The following is a 16691-nucleotide window of genomic DNA, read 5'->3' as shown; positions in this document are numbered from 1 at the left end:
ATGACCACTCTCGACATCAGCTCTCCCGGTCCCGTCGCGGCGGCCGGCGACGCCGTCCTCTCCTTCGAGGGCCTCAGCGTCACGTTCAAGACGGAGTTCGGCGACGTCCACGCGGTCAAGGGGATCGACCTGGAGGTGCGCCCCGGCGAGGTCGTGGCGCTCGTGGGCGAGTCCGGCTCGGGCAAGTCCGTCACCTCGATGACGGCGCTGGGCCTGCTGCCCCGCAACGCACGGGTCAGCGGCACCATCCGCGTGGGCGACAAGGTGGTGGGCGGCCTCGACGGCCGGGGGCTGCGCAACATGCGCGGCAACGACGTGGCGATGGTCTTCCAGGAGCCCATGACCGCGCTCAACCCCGTGCTCACCATCGGGGACCAGCTCACCGAAGGCCTCCAGCTGCACGGCATCGCGTTCGGCAAGCAGGCCACGGCACGCGCCGCGGAGCTGCTCGCCATGGTCGGCATCCCCGAGCCGGAGCGCCGGCTCAAGCAGTACCCGCACGAGCTCTCCGGTGGTCAGCGTCAGCGCGTGGTCATCGCCATGGCGATCGCGTGCGACCCCAAGGTGATCATCGCCGACGAGCCGACCACGGCCCTCGACGTGACCGTGCAGGCCGACATCCTCGACCTGCTGCGCTCGCTCAAGGACAAGCTGGACACCGGCATCCTCCTGATCACCCACAACATGGGTGTCGTGGCGGACATGGCGGACCGCGTCGCCGTCATGCTCAAGGGTGACCTCGTGGAGACCGGCACCGCCGACCAGGTGCTCAACCACCCCCGCCACGAGTACACGAAGCGCCTGCTGGCCGCCGTGCCCCACCTGGGGTCCGGGCCGGGCCAGTTCGGTGACGTCGCCCCGGTGGTCGCGGCTCCCGAGGACCTGCCGGCGCTCGACCTGGACAACCTGGTCATCGAGTACCGCCGGCTGGGCAAGCCCACCTTCCGGGCGGTCGACGACGTGTCGCTGTCCGTGGCGCAGGGCGAGATCGTCGGGCTGGTGGGCGAGTCGGGCTCCGGCAAGTCCACCATCGCCAAGTGCGCGCTCGGGCTGATCCCCGCCGCGTCCGGTTCGGTGTCCATCCTCGGCAGCGACTTCACGAAGACGCGGGGCAAGGAGCTCAAGGCTCTGCGCCGGCGCATCGGCGTCGTGTTCCAGGACCCGGCGTCGTCCCTGAACCCGCGCCTGCCGATCGGCGACGTGATCGCGGAGCCGCTGGTGGTGCACAAGGAGGGCGACGACAAGTCGCGGCGGCGCCGCGTGCTGGAGCTGCTCGACGCCGTCGAGCTGCCCCGCAGCGTCTACAACCGCTACCCGCACGAGCTCTCCGGCGGCCAGCGCCAGCGCGTGAGCATCGCTCGCGCGCTCACGCTCGATCCGGAGCTCCTGGTCGCGGACGAGCCGACGTCGGCGCTCGACGTCTCCGTGCAGGCCAACGTGCTGAAGATGTTCACGGCGCTGCAGGAGCGCTACAAGTTCGCCTGCCTCTTCGTGAGCCACGACCTCGCGGTGATCGACCTGCTCGCCCACCGCGTGGTGGTGCTGCAGAACGGCAAGATCGTGGAGCAGGGTCCGCGCGAGGAGGTGCTGCACCACCCCCGCGAGGAGTACACGCAGCGCCTCATCGCGGCTGCGCCGGTGCCTGAGCCCCTGGAGCAGCGCCGACGCCGCGAGGCCCGGCACGCTCTGCTGGCCAAGTTCGGCGAGGACGTCGCGGAGCTGCGCGTGGACGAGGACTACGAGCGTCCCCGGCCGCGGCACGACGAGGGCGGCAACCCCTCGGGCTTCACCGGTTTCGCCGGTGACGCCGGCTTCGACGGCAGCAACTGACGTAGGTCTCGGCAGGCTCGACCACCGCTGGTCGAGCCTGTCGAGACCCCGCTACTCGGCCGCGTCGACCGTGATGCGGACCTCGCCCGGAGCGAGCCGGGTCTCGGCGCCCACCCAGGCGGCCTCCTCGCGGAGCCATACGCGGTCGGCCACGTGCACCTCGACGGCCCGCGTGGCATGGGCCGTCGCGACGGCCCACTGGCCGGTCGCCCAGCCGCCGCGCTGGGGGTCGTCCGGGGTGAGCGGCGTCGCGTCCACGGTCACCGTGGACGACGCCGGGTCCTGGCGGTTCGGGTCCGCGTTGCCGGTCGCGGGAGCGAGGCCCAGATCGCGGCCCAGGCGTCCCACGACCACGTCGCGGGCGGCGTCGGGCGCGAGCTGGTCGCCCTCGGCGACAGGACCCAGCTCGCACGACAGGGCCTCGGGCGAGTTGCCGGTGAGGGCCGACGCCCAGGCGCGCGACCGTGTCTCGTGCTGGGCGTACGCGTCGGGGTACGCCGAGCGCTGCACCTTCTGCGCCGCCTCGGTCACCGCCATGTCCTTGTACCCGTCGACCTCCACCAGCACGTCGTAGAACGCGTTGGTCGAGTACACGGGGTCCATGATCTCCTCGACGGTGCCCCACTGCTGCGAGGGGCGCTGCTGGAAGAGGCCCACCGAGTCGCGGTCGCCGTAGTCGATGTTGATGAGCTTCGACTCCTGCAGCGCGGTGGCCAGCCCGATCGTCGCAGCCCGTGCGGGCAGCCCGCGGGCGACGGAGGTGCCGGCCACGAGCGCCGCGTTGTCCGCCTGGTCGGGCGACAGGTACCAGTCCGAGCCGTTCAGCCGGGCGGCGCACCGTTCGGTGACCGGGCCGGCGCCGGTCAGGCTGTTCAGCCCCACGACCACGCCCACCGTCGCGACGGCGCACACCGACCCGACGGCCAGCACGTACTTGAGGGCGCGTCTCAGCGGCCGGTGCGACCGTGGACCGACTACGGGCGGCGGGGCCGGCGGACCGGCCTCGGCCAGGAGTGCCATGCGTGCTCCCTGTTGTCCGTGCTGGTCAGTTGGCGTGCAGAGCCTCGTTGAGCTCGATCCCGACACCGGTCCGGTCGAGGACCTCGACGGCGCCGTTCGTGGAGTTCCGCCGGAACAGGAGGTTGCTGCGGCCCGCGAGGTCGCGCGCCTTGACCGCGGCGGTGCCGTCACCGGTCGGGTCGACGGCGGCGCCCAGCACGGTGACCTTGCTCCCCGCGGTGAGGTACAGGCCCGCCTCGACCACGCAGTCGTCGCCGAGCGGGATACCGAGACCCGCGTTGGCGCCCAGGAGGCACCGCTCGCCGAGCGAGACGACTTCCTTGCCCCCGCCGGACAGGGTGCCCATGATCGAGGCACCACCGCCGACGTCGGACCCGTCTCCGACGGTGACGCCGGCCGAGATGCGGCCCTCGACCATCGACGAGCCGAGGGTGCCGGCGTTGTAGTTCACGAAGCCCTCGTGCATCACGGTGGTGCCCGGCGCGAGGTACGCGCCCAGGCGGACCCGGTCGGCGTCGGCGATGCGCACGCCCGACGGGACCAGGTAGTCGACCATGCGCGGGAACTTGTCGACGCCGAACACCGTGACGTGGCCGCGGCTGCGCAGCCGCAGGCGGGTCTCCTCGAAGCCCTCGACGGCGCACGGGCCGGCGCTGGTCCAGACGACGTTCGTCAGCACGCCGAAGATCCCGTCCAGGTTGAGCCCGTGTGGGCGCACGACGCGGGCCGAGAGCAGGTGGAGCCGCAGGTAGGCGTCGGAGGCGTCCTTGGGCGGGTCCGCGAGGTCGATCTGCGTGGTCACGACCTCGAGCCGCACGCGACGGGTCTCGTCCGTGCCGACGAGCGCCGCGAGGGCCTCGGGCGCGGTGGCGCCGGCAGGGGCCTCGCCGAGGGCGGGCTCCGGGTACCAGGTGTCGAGGGTGGTGCCGTCGTCGGCGATCGTGGCAAGGCCGAAACCCCATGCGGTCGTCATGGCTTCAGCCTAACGGCCCTGACCAGCACCTAGTGTTGGCCTGTGGACACCGTGATCGACCCCGCTCTGCTCGACCCGACCGGCAACTCGAACGGCAAGGGGTCCGACCTTGTCGCCCTGACCAGGGCCATCTGCGACATCCCGTCCGTCAGCGGGGACGAGAAGGCCCTCGCGGACGCGATAGAGGTTCTGCTGCGCGGCTGTGCGCACCTCGAGGTGCTGCGCGACGGCGATGCCCTGGTCGCCCGGACGAACCTGGGCCGGGACCGGCGCGTCGTCGTGGCCGGGCACATCGACACCGTGCCGATCGCGGACAACCTGCCCACGCGCCTGGCGGGTGCGGGGGACGACGCCGTGCTGTGGGGCCGCGGGACCGTCGACATGCTGGGCGGGGTGGCCGTGGCGCTCGCGCTGGCCGTCGAGCTGGGTGCGCCGGGCAGTGAGCCCGCGCACGACCTCACCTGGATCTTCTACGACCACGAGGAGGTCGACTCGGCGCTGAACGGCCTGGGCCGCCTCGCGCGCAACCACCCGGAGCTCCTGCGGGGCGACTTCGCGATCCTCGGCGAGCCGACCGACGCCGGGATCGAGGGCGGCTGCAACGGCACCATGCGAATCGAGCTGCGCACCCGCGGCGTCGCGGCGCACTCGGCGCGGGCCTGGATCGGCGAGAACGCGATACACGCCGTGGCCCCGGCGCTCGCCCGGCTCGCCGCCTACGAGCCGCGCGAGGTGGAGGTCGACGGCCTCGTCTACCGCGAGGGCCTCAACGCGGTGCGGATCGAGGGCGGCATCGCGGGCAACGTGATCCCCGACGCTTGCGTGGTCGAGGTGAACTACCGCTTCGCGCCGTCCCGTTCCGTCGAGGAGGCCGAGGCCCACCTGCGGGAGGTCTTCGAGGGCTTCGACGTGGTCGTGACCGACGCCGCCGGGGGCGCCCGGCCGGGCCTCGACGACCCGCTGGCCGCCGAGTTCGTGCGGTCGGTGCTCGCCACGACCGGCGGTGTGCCCGCGCCGAAGTACGGGTGGACCGACGTCGCCAGGTTCTCCGAGCTGGGCGTGCCGGCGGTCAACTTCGGCCCTGGCGACCCCCTGCTCGCGCACAAGGACGACGAGCACCTTCCGGTGGCGCAGCTCGCTCAGTGCCGTGACGCGCTGCGGGCGTGGCTGCTCGGCGGATAGTTTGGGCGCATGAGCGACGACGGCATTCCACAGTCCGGCCGCGGTTACCGCCGCGGCCCGGTACTGCTCCGCGGGAACCAGATCCCGCAGACCACCACTGACCAGCGACTCCTGGCCTCCGACCAGGGCAGCGACTGGCTGCACGGCGACCCGTGGCGCGTGATGCGCATCCAGAGCGAGTTCGTCGAGGGCTTCGGCGCGCTCGCGGAGCTCGGCCCGGCGGTGTCGGTGTTCGGCTCGGCGCGCACCAAACCGGATCACGAGGACTACCTCGCCGGGGAGACCGTGGGCAGGCTGCTCGTGGAGGCCGGGTACGCCGTCATCACGGGCGGCGGACCGGGTGTGATGGAGGCCGCGAACAAGGGGGCAGCCGAGGCGGGCGGCACGTCCGTGGGTCTCGGTATCGAGCTGCCCTTCGAACAGGGCGTCAACGAGTACGTGAATCTGGGCATCAACTTCCGGTACTTCTTCGCGCGAAAGACGATGTTCCTGAAGTACGCGCAGGGATTCATCGTGATGCCCGGAGGATTCGGCACCTTCGACGAGCTCTTCGAGGCGGTCACCCTTGTTCAGACGCACAAGGTGACGCAGTTCCCCCTCGTCCTGGTGGGCAAGGAGTACTGGGGCGGGCTGCTGGAATGGATCCGGTCCACGGCGCTGACGCACGGCACCATCAGCCAGGCCGACCTCGACATCATCTACCTCACCGACGACCCTGCCGAGGCGGTGGACCACGTCGTCGAGCGGGTGCACCAGATCGAGGCGGAGCACGCCGCACTGGCGGCGGCCGCCGCCGCGGGGCGCGCCACCGAGGAGGCAGCGCTCGAGGGTCCCGGCCTGCCGAGCACCGTGGGCGGCGCATAGGTGGAGGGTTCGGACGACCCCGCCGCGGCGGTTCCGCGCGCGTCCGCGCCGCTGGTGCTGCGCGGACGCGAGGTGGGGCGCGACGGGCGCGCCGTGCGACCCGTCGTGATGGCGGTCCTGAACCGCACCACTGACTCGTTCTACGCCCCAGCCCGGCTGCCCGACGACGACGCCGCGCTGGCCGCGGCGGAGCGGGCGTACGAGGACGGCGCGGAGATCCTCGACGTCGGTGGTGTCCGGGCCGGCCACGGGTCGCCGGTCGACGAGGCCGAGGAGATCCGCCGCGTCGTCCCGTTCGTGGCGGCGGTGCGCCGCGCGGTGCCGGACCTGCTCGTCTCCGTCGACACCTGGCGTGCGGGCGTGGCCCGCGCGGCGATCGACGCCGGCGCCGACCTCATCAACGACACCTGGGCCGGGCACGACCCGGCCCTGGTCGAGGTGGCGGGGGCCGCCGGCGTCGGCGTCGTCTGCTCCCACACGGGCGGGGCGACGCCGCGCACGGACCCGTACCGCGTCGAGTACCCCGACCTGTCAGACGCACAGGTCACTGCGGTGACCCACGCGTCTGACACGTCGGGGGGTGACGGGCGGGACGGTCTGCTGACCGACGTCGTGTCGACCCTCCGGGCCGCCGCGGAGCGGGCGGTGGAGTGCGGCGTCCCGCGTGAGTCGGTGCTCGTCGACCCGACCCACGACTTCGGCAAGAACACCTGGCACTCCCTCCACCTCCTGCGCCGCACCGGCGTGCTGGCGGGGCTCGGCTTCCCGCTGCTGATGGCGCTCTCCCGCAAGGACTTCGTGGGGGAGACGCTCGACCTCCCGCCCGAGGAACGACTGGAGGGGACCCTTGGCGCGACGGCGGTGGCGGCGTGGCTCGGTGCCCGCGTCTTCCGCGCCCACGACGTGGTCGCCACCCGACGTGTTCTCGACCTCGTGGCGGCGGTCCGGGACGAGGCACCACCGGCCGTCGCGCTGCGCGGTCTCGCCTGATCCGAGCCTGATCCGACCCCGATCCGAACCCCGTCCGACGAGGGGCGACGAATTGGCGCGTGGAAAGTAAGGGGCGCCAATTGAACTAGAATGGTTCTGTGCCCTCGGCGTTCGCCGAGAACATGAATGCTGCTACACACCGGACAACGGAATGGGAGAGCCACACATGGCTGCGATGAAGCCGCGAACGGGTGACGGACCGCTCGAGGTCACCAAGGAGGGGCGCGGCATCGTCATGCGTGTGCCGCTCGAGGGCGGCGGTCGGCTCGTCGTCGAGCTCAACGCGACCGAGGCAAGTGAGCTCGGCGACGCTCTCCAGACAGTCGTCACGCCCAGCGCCTGATCATTCGCCTGGCCGTCCGCCGTGGAAACCGGCCCTCCCGGCGGGTCAGCGTCGGACGGCCAGCAGCAACCCGTCTCCGCTCGGCAGCATGGCAGGCAGCACCCGCTCGTCGTTCCGCAGGGTCCGGCCCACCTCGCGCACCACGGTGGTGAGCTCGTCGCGACGGGCAGGATCCGCGACCCGGTCCCGCAGCAGCGCACCGTCGATCGCGAGCACGCCGCCCGGGCGGAGCAGCCGCAGGGCCTCCTCGACGTACTCGGGGTAGCCGAGCGGGTCGCTCGCCACGAGCACGAGGTCGTAGGCGCCGTCCGCCAGGCGCGGCAGCACATCGCCCGGCCGGCCGGGGATGATCCGCGTGCGCTGGGGGGCGACGCCGTCCTCGGCGAACGCCGCCCGCGCCGCCCGCTGGTGCTCGACCTCACGGTCGATCGTGGTGAGCTGGCCGTCGTACGGCATACCCCGGAGCAGCCAGAGCGCCGCCACACCGGCACCCGTGCCCACCTCCACCACCGCATGCGCCCTCGTCGCGGCGGCGAGCACCCGGAGCACCGCGCCGACACCGGGCAGCACGGCCGGGCAACCCAGCTCGGAGGCGCGTTCGCGGGCGCGCAGGAGCACCTCGTCCTCGGGGACGAAGGCCTCGCTGTAGACCCATGCCGCGACCTTGCCGTGGCCTGACGGCTCCGCTGTGCTGATGGCTTCCTCCGCTGGAGTCGGACAGTTGTGTACATCACGTGCGGCGTCAGGGTACAGCCCGTGGGAACGCCTGGGCTTTGACGTACGTTGAGAGGACGATGACTTCTGTGAGCACTCGCGCAGCGGACCTGAGCGCGTCGGCACCTTCCGGGGCCGGCGCCGTCGACATGCCATGGCAGCCGCCTACCTGGGAAGAGATAGTCCGCGAGCACTCCGCACGCGTCTATCGGCTCGCCTACCGGCTGACCGGCAACAAGCAGGATGCCGAGGATCTCACCCAGGAGACCTTCATCCGGGTGTTCCGCTCGCTGTCCAGCTACACGCCCGGCACGTTCGAGGGCTGGCTGCACCGCATCACCACCAACCTGTTCCTCGACGGCGCGCGCCGCAAGAAGCGCATCCGCATGGAGGCGATGGGCGACGACGACGGCCACGTCGCCGACACGGGCGACTTCGGCCGCCCCGAGCGCGGGTACGAGCACGCCAACCTGGACCAGGACGTGCAGAAGGCGCTCGACGCCCTGCGCCCCGAGTACCGCGCTGCCGTCGTGCTGTGCGACATCGAGGGCCTGAGCTATGAGGAGATCGCCGTGACGCTCGGGGTCAAGCTCGGGACGGTGCGTTCCCGGATCCACCGGGCACGCGCCCAGCTCCGCGACGCACTGGAGCACCTGGCGCCCACGCGCGGGGGCGTGCGATGAGCCACCTCGGGGACCTGATCAGCGCGCTCGCGGACGGACAGCTCTCACCCGCCGAGACCGAGCGAGCCCTGTCCCACGTGACGATGTGCCGCCTGTGCGCGCGCGAGCTGGACTCGGCTCGCGCGGCCCGGCGTGCGCTCTCGTCGGCCGCCGACGTGGTGCCCGACCCGGCCCTCACCGCGCGCCTGATGGCGCTCCAGGCGAGCATCCCGCCCACCGACGACGACCCGCTGCGCCGGCCCTTCCTCGGCCCCGACCCGCTGTCGGTGCCGATGTGGCAGACGTCCGCGTTCGACGTCGGTGCCGGGTTCGACGGCAGGGTCGACCGTCCGGCGCGACGCCGTCGTGCCGCGCGGATCACCGCGCTCGGGGTGGGCGGCGTCGGCGTCCTGGGCCTCGCCCTGTTCACGCTCGGCGACGTTCCCGTCGTGTCCCCGCAGCTCTCCGCGCAGACCAGCATGACCATGCTGGGTCGCACGGGCCCGGACACGACGGCGGCCGGCCAGGACGTGCTCGCCACGCTCGACGTCGCACCCGACCAGCTCACGCCCGCCGCGCTCGACTGGGCGGCGGACAACGGCTGGGCGGCGCCCACCGAGCTGCCCGATGGATACACGGTCTCCGCGATGCGGCTGGTGGGCGACCAGGGGCAGACGCTCGAGATCGATCTCGTCGGGCCGTCCGGCCACGCCGTGGTCCGCGAACGCCCGGGCCAGCTCGCTCAGGACGGCGCCGTCGGCGCCGGGGGAGTCCAGGTTCTCGCGTCGGAACCGGCCCACGTGGCGTGGCAGTCGGAAGACATGGTGGTCGATGTCGTGGCAGACGCGCCGGACGAGGTATTGACCCAGCTCGTGGCGTCGTTCGGTGAGCATGGCTACGATGCCGGGGTCCTGCCCCGCATCGCCCGCGGGTGGCACACCGTGACAGGAGTCATCGAAAGCCCATGACCGACGAGAACCCGTTCGCGCCGCCCACGCCGCGTGCAGCAGTGCCTTCCGCGAACGAGTCGAGGACTCCGGCCGCGGATCCCACACCCGTGCCCGCGCCGCCCACCGCGCCCGAGCAGGTCACCGAGCAGCTTCCGCCCCCGGCACCGCCGGCCGGGGGCCCTGGTGAGCAGCCCACCACGCAGCTCCCGGCGGCCGGGTTCCTGACCACCGTGGCGGCCCCCGCGTTCGGCGGGACGGGCACCGGCGACCCGCACGCACCGCAGCAGGCCCGGGACCTGGCTCCGGGGGAGACCCCGCATCAGGCCTCGCACGGGACCGATCAGCACGCCCCGACGCAGGGCACCAGGTCCCGGCGCGGCAAGCTCGGCGGGCGGGCCGTGTCCGCCGTCGTCGCGCTGGGTCTGCTCGCCGGCGCGGGCGGCGGCGCGGCCGCCTACGCGCTGCTGGAGTCGCAGGAGTCCGCCCGCCCCGCCGACGCCGCACTCCCGAAGCCCGCGGCAGGTGCCACCCAGGTGGAGCGTCCCGAGGGTTCGGTGGCCGCCATCGCCGCCGCGGCACTGCCGAGCGTGGTCTCGATCGAGGTGCGTGCCCAGCAGGGCGTCGCGACCGGGTCGGGCATGATCCTCAAGGCCGACGGCTACATCCTCACCAACAACCACGTGGTCGCCGAGGCGGCTTCCGGCGCGGACGTCACGGTGACGTTCTCGGACGGCCACGAGCAGCCCGCCGAGCTCGTGGGCGCGACCCCCGACTACGACCTCGCGGTGATCCGCGTCAAGGAGAAGGGCCTGGAGCCGCTCGTCCTCGGCGACTCCGACGAGGTGGTGGTCGGCGACGCGGTGCTCGCCGTCGGCTCCCCGCTGGGCCTGGAGGCCACCGTCACGACCGGGATCGTCAGTGCGCTGCACCGTCCCGTGAAGGCGGGCGAGGCCGCCGAGGCCGCGTTCATCGACGCCATCCAGACGGACGCCGCCATCAACCCCGGCAACTCCGGGGGGCCGCTCGTGAACTCTGCGGGCGAGGTCATCGGCATCAACTCGGCGATCGCGCAGGGGCCGGGCACCACGGCGGCCACCGGCAACATCGGCCTCGGGTTCGCCATCCCGTCCAACCAGGCGCGGCACACCGCCGAACAGCTCATCGAGACGGGTACCGCTACGTTCCCGATCATCGGCGTGCTGCTCGACCCCAGCTACCAGGGGGAGGGCGTGCAGGTCTCCCAGGAGCCGCAGCAGGGCACGCCGGCCGTGACGCCGGACGGTCCTGCCGACCAGGCGGGCCTGAAGCCCGGCGACGTGATCCTCTCGATCGACGGCCGGCCCGTATCGGTGGCCGACGAGCTCATCGTCGCCATCCGGGCCAAGGCGCCAGGCGATCCGGTCACGCTCCAGGTGCGTTCCGACGGCGACGAGCGCGAGGTCCGCGTGGTCCTCGAAGAACGGTCGAGTGGTCAGTGAACCAGGTTCATCTGGCGTTCTCCGGCTGGTCCCGCGACGCGAGTAGGCTCTGAGCGTGTTCGGCATCAATGGCTGGGAGCTCGTGATCATTCTGGTGGTCGCGATGCTCGTGATCGGCCCGGAACGGCTGCCCGTCTATGCGGAGCAGCTCGGCTCGCTCGTGCGTCGCGGCCGGGACCTGCTCCAGACCGCGAAGGCGCGGGTGGACGACGAGCTCGGACCGGAGTTCAACGACGTCGACTGGTCGAAGCTGGACCCGCGCCAGTACGACCCGCGCAAGATCGTCCGGGACGCGCTGCTCGACGACACCCCGTACGCGGGGCCGGCGGGCGCCGGCTCGCTTGCCGCGTCGCGCGCGGCGGACCGGTACGGCACGCCCCCGGCTCCGGCCGGGGCGGTCGCGGAACCCGGGAAGGCGCCGTACGACGACGAAGCGACCTGACGATTCGGTGAGCGCGCATGGACCTGCCAGAATGTTCGCCATGTCGTCCGAAACCACTAGCCCGGCGGGCGCTGGCGCCGCTGCCCACCGCCCCGGCCGGAAGCGCATCTTCTCCGGGATGCAGCCCACCGACGGGTCGCTCCACCTGGGCAACTACATCGGGGCGCTGGCCCAGTGGGTCGCGCTGCAGGACTCCTACGACGCGCTCTACTGCGTGGTGGACCTGCACGCCCTCACGGTGAGCCCCGACCCGGCGTTGCTGCGCGAGCGCACGCGACGGACCGCGGCGCAGTACCTCGCGGGGGGCGTCGACCCCGAGCGGTCCATCCTGTTCGTGCAGTCCCACGTGGCCGCGCACGCCGAGCTGGCGTGGCTCCTGAGCTGCCAGACCGGGTTCGGCGAGGCCGGGCGGATGACGCAGTTCAAGGACAAGTCGGCGAAGCAGGGCAGCGAGGGCACCACCGTCGGGCTCTTCACCTACCCGGTGCTGATGGCCGCTGACATCCTCCTGTACGACGCGGCGCTCGTCCCCGTGGGTGAGGACCAGCGCCAGCACCTGGAGCTCACCCGCGACCTCGCCGAGCGGCTGAACACGCGGTTCGGCGCGGAGACCGCCGTCGTGCCGGACGCGCACATCGTCAAGGCTGTCGCGAAGATCCAGGACCTGCAGGACCCGAGCGCCAAGATGAGCAAGTCCAGCACGGGCGGCAAGGGCGTCGTCTGGCTGCTGGAGGACCCGAAGAAGGCCGTCAAGGCCATCAAGTCGGCGGTGACCGACGCGGACGAGTCGTACGGCGTGCGGTTCGACCCGGCGGAGAAGCCGGGCATCTCGAACCTCCTGACGATCTTCTCGGCAGTGACGGACCGGGACATCGACGAGATCGCCAAGGAGTACGACGGTCGCGGCTACGGCTACCTCAAGGTGGACCTGGCTGACGCCGTCGTCGCCTTCCTCGAGCCGTTCCAGGCCCGGGCCGACACCTACCTCGCGGACCCGGCCGAGCTGGACCGGGTGCTGGCCGACGGCGCGGACCGGGCGCGTGCGATCGCGGGCCCGGTGCTGGACCGGATGTACGAACGGTTCGGGCTGCTCCCCGCACGAGGCATCCGGTGAACCTGCCCGAGCGGGGCCCCGGTCAGATCCGCATCGGGATCGCCATCGAGATCCCGGAGCCCTACGCCGCCGAGCTGAGCGCGGCGCGGGTCGCCGCCGAGGACCCGCTCGCCCACTTCATCCCCCCGCACATCACGCTCCTGGGCCCGACCCTGCTCGACGTCGAGCAGCTCGACCAGGCGCGGGAGCACCTGGCGGCCGTGGCCGCCGCGGCGCCACCGTTCACGGTGCAGCTTCGAGGCACGGCGACGTTCCGGCCGGTCTCGCCGGTCGTGTTCGTGGCGCTGGCGCAGGGGATCTCCGAGTGCGAGCAGCTCGAGGCGAGCGTACGGACCGGGATCCTCGACGGAGAGCTCCGGTTCAACTACCACCCGCACGTGACCATCGCGCACGAGGTGCCGGACTCGTCGCTCGACAAGGCGTTCGAGGCGATGGCGGACTACTCCGCCGAGTTCGACGTCGACCGCTTCTACCAGTACGAGCACGGCGACGACGGCATCTGGCGCCCCCAGGCGGCCTTCCCCCTCGGCTGAGCCGGAGGTGCAGCGCAGGGTGTGGGCCGAGGAGCGAGGCACGCGCCCGAAGCGGAACCGCAGGCTCAGCCGACACCCATAGAGCCTGAGCCGGAGCGGAACCGCAGGCTCAGCCGACACCCATAGAGCCTGAGCCGGAGCGGAACCGCAGGCTCAGCCGATAGAGATAGAGCCTGACCTGCCCGTGTGGTGCCGTTGCGCATAGGCTCGTCGCGATGAAGCGGCTGATCGAGATCGGACAGGCGGCGTGGACGCGCTGGCAGGAAACTCGTGCCGGTCGCACGCTGGCACAGTACGACCTCGCGAACGGTTCGGTGCTCTGCGGCGGCATGGCGTACGCCGCTCTGTTCTCCCTGTTCGCCGCCCTGACCCTCGGCTACACGCTGTTCGTCCGGGTGCTCGGCGGCAACGCCGACCTGCGCGCAGCTGTCCTCACCCAGGTGGACACCTGGATACCGGGCCTCGTGGACACCGGCAGCGGTGGCGTCCTGACGCCGTCGGACCTGGTGCTCTCCACGGGCCTGAGCTGGACGTCGGTGGTCGCCATAGCGGTGCTGCTCTGGTCCGCCACCAACTTCATGGGTGCGCTGCGCACGTCGGTCCGCGCGATGTTCGGGCTGACCGAAAACGGCGCCAACCCGGTGACTGAGCGGCTGCGGCAGCTCCTGGGTTTTGTCCTGCTGGGTGTCGGCGTGCTGGTCACGGCGGCCGCGAGCGTGGTCGTGTCGGCGGCAGTTCCCTGGACATTGGACCGGGTAGGCCTGGGAGAGGGCGCGGGCTGGGCGGTGCGCGCCGTCGGCTTCCTGTTGACCGTGGTGCTCGACGCCGCAGTAGTCGCCGCCGCGATCCGCTTCGTGGGCGGCGTGCGCCCCGCCAGACGAGACTTGCTGCTGGGATCCCTGGCCGTCGGCATCGTGGCCGGCGGGCTGCGTCTCCTCGGCACCGAGGTGATCGCTTCCACGGCCACCCGCAACGCCCTGCTGGCGTCCTTCGCGGTCGTCGTGACCCTCCTCGTCCTGGTCAACCTCCTGGCCAGGATCCTGCTGCTGGCCAGCGCGTGGATGTCGGAGGGGTCCCCGGATCGGTAGCATCCACGCCGAGGACGGATGCTCGTACGGTCGGCTCAACAGGCCCAACCAGGGCCACACAGGGGGGTTTGCGTGATCTTGGACGGTGACTCCTGGGACAAATTCTTTGACGCATTCGGCCGTGAGGCATGGCGATTCGAGGCGCAGCCCACCTACACGATGCCCAAAGAGCGTGAGAGTGTGACTCGCTTCCTTCGCGGGGAGCCAAAACCGAGTGAGCACAATGTTCGCTGGCACGAACGGGTCCGGAGCTACGTCGAGGCCGGGCGCAGCATCGGCCGTGTTCGTGTTGTGCGCCGGCCCCTTACCGACTATCAGCGCTACCAATTTGCGTGGGGCATTCCGGGGAACATCCAAGCCGGCGAGGACATCCGAGTGCTGGACGTGACGCACGACGACTACAACTTGCCCCTTACCGGTCGCGACTGGTGGATGTTCGATGAACAGCGGATCGCTCACCTGAACTTCCGCTCGGACGGTACACAGATAAACCGAGAGGCGTACGAGGGTGACCTCGCGCCCTACCTGGAATGGAAGAGGATCGCATTGGAGCGCGCGGTCCCCTTCCATGAGTACGTGAAGGGCCTTGACGTACTCCCCTGAGCGGCCTAGCCGGTCATCGCACGTCGAGGGCCGTCAGTTCGAGCCAGGTCGCGATGGATCGACGGCAGCCCTTAGGCGCGGCCAGCCGAGCAACCTCAGCGGCGGTGAACAACCCGACTTTCCTTTGCCTGGGTACGTCACCGGCGACCGCCGCAGCGCGGATGATCTTCGCCGACTGGCTGAAGCTGGACCGTGGACGCGACCATCGACACCTCCGTCTACGAGCCGGGCGACATGAACCAGAAGCTCGCGGACCAGTTTCCAGTAACGGAAACCCGAATCTCTTGCGGCTTGCTGATCGTGGCAGGGAGGATCGGACCCGATACCGGGAACGACCTAGGGGGCACCATGCTGGTTCGCAAGCTCGTGAGTTCGTGCGAGGAAGGCGACTGTCCAACGCTGTACGCGACCGACCGGGAGACTCTGCTCGTTCAGGGTGAGACACCGCTTGGCCACGGCCTGACGCTGCCTGGTCACGAGACCGTGGTCGAGATTCCGATGGAACTCATCCGGAAGGCCATCCGTGACAACCTCATCTAGCAGGACGCTTGGAGAGTGGTTCGAGGCATTCGACCGGGAAGCCTTCCGACTGGAGACGCTGGATGACTACAGCCAGTCCGGCGGAGTTGACGCTTACCAGGCATTCCTTGCTGGTGAACCGCAGCCGGAGTCGTACAAGTCCGCCGACTGGGTCGATACCGTCCGAAATATCACGCGGGCGGGTAAGCGAATATACCGGGTCCACGTCCTCTCGCGGCCGCTCACGCCGTATCTGCGGTTCGAGCTCGGCTGGGGTTACCACCGAAACGCTGCTGCCGGTGAAGAGTTCTTCATTCTCGACACAACCGACCGGGAGAACCCGATCCCCGACGCACCCGACTTCTGGCTGTTCGACGGACAGACCGCCGGGGCCATGAACTACGACGGTCAGGGGAAGTATCTCGGGGCTGAATTTCCCGGACCTGATCGGCTATCTGAGTTCCTGGCCTACCGTGACACGGCGCTGGCACATGCTGAGCCGTTCGCCGAATGGTGGGCAAAGCACGGCGAGTGAACAATACAGACATTGGGGCTGCGCTGCGGGAACTGCGAGAGGCATCCGGAAAGGAAGCCAAAGCAGTCTCCCGTGGCGCGCTCATGTCTCCGAGCAAGCTGAGCAAGATCGAGACTGGCAAGGCTCCGGCCACTGTCGCGGACGTGGAACGCATCCTCACGACCATAGGCGTCTCGGAGGAGATCAAGGCCAGGTACATGGCTGCGGCCCGGGCTCAGGCGACCGAGGCTACGGCCTGGCGCCTGTACCGGCGTCTGGGCCTTCATCGAAAGCAGCAGCAGATCCGGGCACTAGAACAGTCGATGGGTGCTCTTAAACTTTTCCAGCCTTCTCTCATCCCCGGCCTCTTGCAGACCCCTGAATACGTACGAGCGGTGCTGTCCCGGAAGGAACTTGGGAACGACGCGCTGGTCCGCGCGATTGCGGCGAGACTGGACCGACAAGAAGTCCTTTACGACGCCACCAAGATCCTTAGGTTCATCATTACTGAATCAGTCATTCGGTGGCGACTGCTTCCGGCTCCGATGATGGCCGGTCAGTTGGACCGCCTCATCTCTGTGTCCCGATTACCGAACGTAGAGATCCGGATAGTTCCGCTCGGCATGCAGCAGGCAGACGTTCCAGCGCATTCCTTCGTTATCCGAGATGATCGCGTAGTGACGGTGGAGACGGTCCACGCCGAACTGGTTGTCACCGATCCCCGTGACGTGGCGCTCTACCGGCAAAAGTTCGACGGATTCGAGCGAGCCGCCTTGTCGGGTGACGAGATGCGAGCCATGGTCGGTGCTGTTCGAGACGACTTCTTGCGGGAACAGGAAACCCGCTAGGCGGAGTTCGAAAACAACCTCAGG

General features: G+C 70.5%; 19 protein-coding genes. 16 read left to right on the top strand and 3 right to left on the bottom strand.

Going from position 1 to position 16691, the window contains the following annotated elements:
- Complete coding sequence (locus tag ACFO6V_RS19765; RefSeq protein ID WP_377138293.1) at positions 1 to 1830, top strand: ABC transporter ATP-binding protein; 1830 nt, start codon at positions 1 to 3, stop codon at positions 1828 to 1830.
- 51 nt (positions 1831 to 1881) lie between these two features.
- On the opposite strand, the gene ACFO6V_RS19760 is transcribed toward ACFO6V_RS19765, so the two are convergent.
- Positions 1882 to 2850, bottom strand: coding sequence for a hypothetical protein (locus tag ACFO6V_RS19760; protein ID WP_377138291.1), 969 nt, complete (start codon positions 2848 to 2850; stop codon positions 1882 to 1884).
- A gap of 25 nt (positions 2851 to 2875) precedes the next feature.
- Entirely contained in the window at positions 2876 to 3823 is a 948-nt protein-coding gene (gene dapD, locus ACFO6V_RS19755; protein WP_377138288.1) for a 2,3,4,5-tetrahydropyridine-2,6-dicarboxylate N-succinyltransferase, read from the bottom strand.
- Between the two features lie 51 nt (positions 3824 to 3874).
- Between dapD and dapE the strand changes: the two genes are divergently transcribed.
- The 4 genes from dapE to ACFO6V_RS19735 all read left to right on the top strand — a co-directional run bounded on the left by dapE (position 3875) and on the right by ACFO6V_RS19735 (position 7202).
- Positions 3875 to 5005 carry a succinyl-diaminopimelate desuccinylase gene (gene dapE, locus ACFO6V_RS19750; protein WP_377139159.1) on the top strand — a complete coding sequence of 377 codons (1131 nt, stop codon included), beginning with the start codon at positions 3875 to 3877 and terminating at the stop codon, positions 5003 to 5005.
- 9 nt (positions 5006 to 5014) lie between these two features.
- Complete coding sequence (locus ACFO6V_RS19745; RefSeq protein ID WP_377138286.1) at positions 5015 to 5869, top strand: LOG family protein; 855 nt, start codon at positions 5015 to 5017, stop codon at positions 5867 to 5869.
- Positions 5870 to 6859 carry a dihydropteroate synthase gene (locus tag ACFO6V_RS19740; RefSeq protein WP_377138284.1) on the top strand — a complete coding sequence of 330 codons (990 nt, stop codon included), beginning with the start codon at positions 5870 to 5872 and terminating at the stop codon, positions 6857 to 6859. It begins immediately after the preceding gene.
- Positions 6860 to 7025: 166 nt separating this feature from the next.
- Positions 7026 to 7202, top strand: coding sequence for a DUF3117 domain-containing protein (locus ACFO6V_RS19735; RefSeq protein ID WP_116673979.1), 177 nt, complete (start codon positions 7026 to 7028; stop codon positions 7200 to 7202).
- Positions 7203 to 7247: 45 nt separating this feature from the next.
- Here the strand turns inward: ACFO6V_RS19735 and ACFO6V_RS19730 are convergent, their stop codons facing one another.
- The gene (locus ACFO6V_RS19730) at positions 7248 to 7820 is read right to left on the bottom strand and encodes an O-methyltransferase (RefSeq protein WP_357445173.1); all 573 of its coding nucleotides are present in this window, start codon (positions 7818 to 7820) and stop codon (positions 7248 to 7250) included.
- Positions 7821 to 8065: 245 nt separating this feature from the next.
- Between ACFO6V_RS19730 and sigE the strand changes: the two genes are divergently transcribed.
- The 11 genes from sigE (at position 8066) to ACFO6V_RS19675 (ending at position 16667) form a co-directional block, all read left to right on the top strand.
- Positions 8066 to 8599, top strand: coding sequence for an RNA polymerase sigma factor SigE (sigE, locus tag ACFO6V_RS19725; protein WP_377139156.1), 534 nt, complete (start codon positions 8066 to 8068; stop codon positions 8597 to 8599).
- On the top strand, positions 8596 to 9546 hold the full coding sequence (locus tag ACFO6V_RS19720) for a zf-HC2 domain-containing protein (RefSeq protein ID WP_377138281.1): 951 nt from the start codon (positions 8596 to 8598) through the stop codon (positions 9544 to 9546). Before sigE ends, ACFO6V_RS19720 begins: the two co-directional genes overlap by 4 nt.
- The gene (locus ACFO6V_RS19715; RefSeq protein ID WP_377138278.1) at positions 9543 to 11006 is read left to right on the top strand and encodes a S1C family serine protease; all 1464 of its coding nucleotides are present in this window, start codon (positions 9543 to 9545) and stop codon (positions 11004 to 11006) included. Before ACFO6V_RS19720 ends, ACFO6V_RS19715 begins: the two co-directional genes overlap by 4 nt.
- A 55-nt stretch (positions 11007 to 11061) precedes the next feature.
- Positions 11062 to 11448, top strand: a complete 387-nt coding sequence (locus tag ACFO6V_RS19710) for a twin-arginine translocase TatA/TatE family subunit (protein WP_377138275.1) — start codon at positions 11062 to 11064, stop codon at positions 11446 to 11448.
- Positions 11449 to 11488: 40 nt separating this feature from the next.
- Positions 11489 to 12562 (top strand): tryptophan--tRNA ligase, encoded by a 1074-nt coding sequence (trpS, locus tag ACFO6V_RS19705; protein ID WP_377138272.1) that lies wholly within the window; start codon positions 11489 to 11491, stop codon positions 12560 to 12562.
- Positions 12559 to 13095: a 2'-5' RNA ligase family protein gene (locus ACFO6V_RS19700; RefSeq protein WP_377138270.1), complete on the top strand. Its 537-nt coding sequence runs from the start codon at positions 12559 to 12561 to the stop codon at positions 13093 to 13095. The genes trpS and ACFO6V_RS19700 overlap by 4 nt, the downstream gene beginning before the upstream one ends.
- 215 nt (positions 13096 to 13310) lie before the next feature.
- Positions 13311 to 14183, top strand: coding sequence for a YihY/virulence factor BrkB family protein (locus tag ACFO6V_RS19695; protein ID WP_377138267.1), 873 nt, complete (start codon positions 13311 to 13313; stop codon positions 14181 to 14183).
- Between the two features lie 72 nt (positions 14184 to 14255).
- Complete coding sequence (locus tag ACFO6V_RS19690) at positions 14256 to 14786, top strand: DUF6879 family protein (protein ID WP_377138264.1); 531 nt, start codon at positions 14256 to 14258, stop codon at positions 14784 to 14786.
- Positions 14787 to 14978: 192 nt separating this feature from the next.
- Positions 14979 to 15326, top strand: coding sequence for a hypothetical protein (locus ACFO6V_RS19685; protein ID WP_377138261.1), 348 nt, complete (start codon positions 14979 to 14981; stop codon positions 15324 to 15326).
- Positions 15310 to 15840, top strand: a complete 531-nt coding sequence (locus ACFO6V_RS19680) for a DUF6879 family protein (protein ID WP_377138258.1) — start codon at positions 15310 to 15312, stop codon at positions 15838 to 15840. The genes ACFO6V_RS19685 and ACFO6V_RS19680 overlap by 17 nt, the downstream gene beginning before the upstream one ends.
- The gene (locus tag ACFO6V_RS19675) at positions 15837 to 16667 is read left to right on the top strand and encodes a helix-turn-helix domain-containing protein (protein WP_377138256.1); all 831 of its coding nucleotides are present in this window, start codon (positions 15837 to 15839) and stop codon (positions 16665 to 16667) included. Before ACFO6V_RS19680 ends, ACFO6V_RS19675 begins: the two co-directional genes overlap by 4 nt.
- Positions 16668 to 16691: the final 24 nt, after the last annotated feature.

The organism is Promicromonospora alba, assembly GCF_042654905.1.
Lineage (GTDB): Bacteria > Actinomycetota > Actinomycetes > Actinomycetales > Cellulomonadaceae > Promicromonospora > Promicromonospora alba.
Note: the sequence above shows the minus strand (reverse complement) of the source record. Positions and strands in the feature narration are given on the sequence as shown.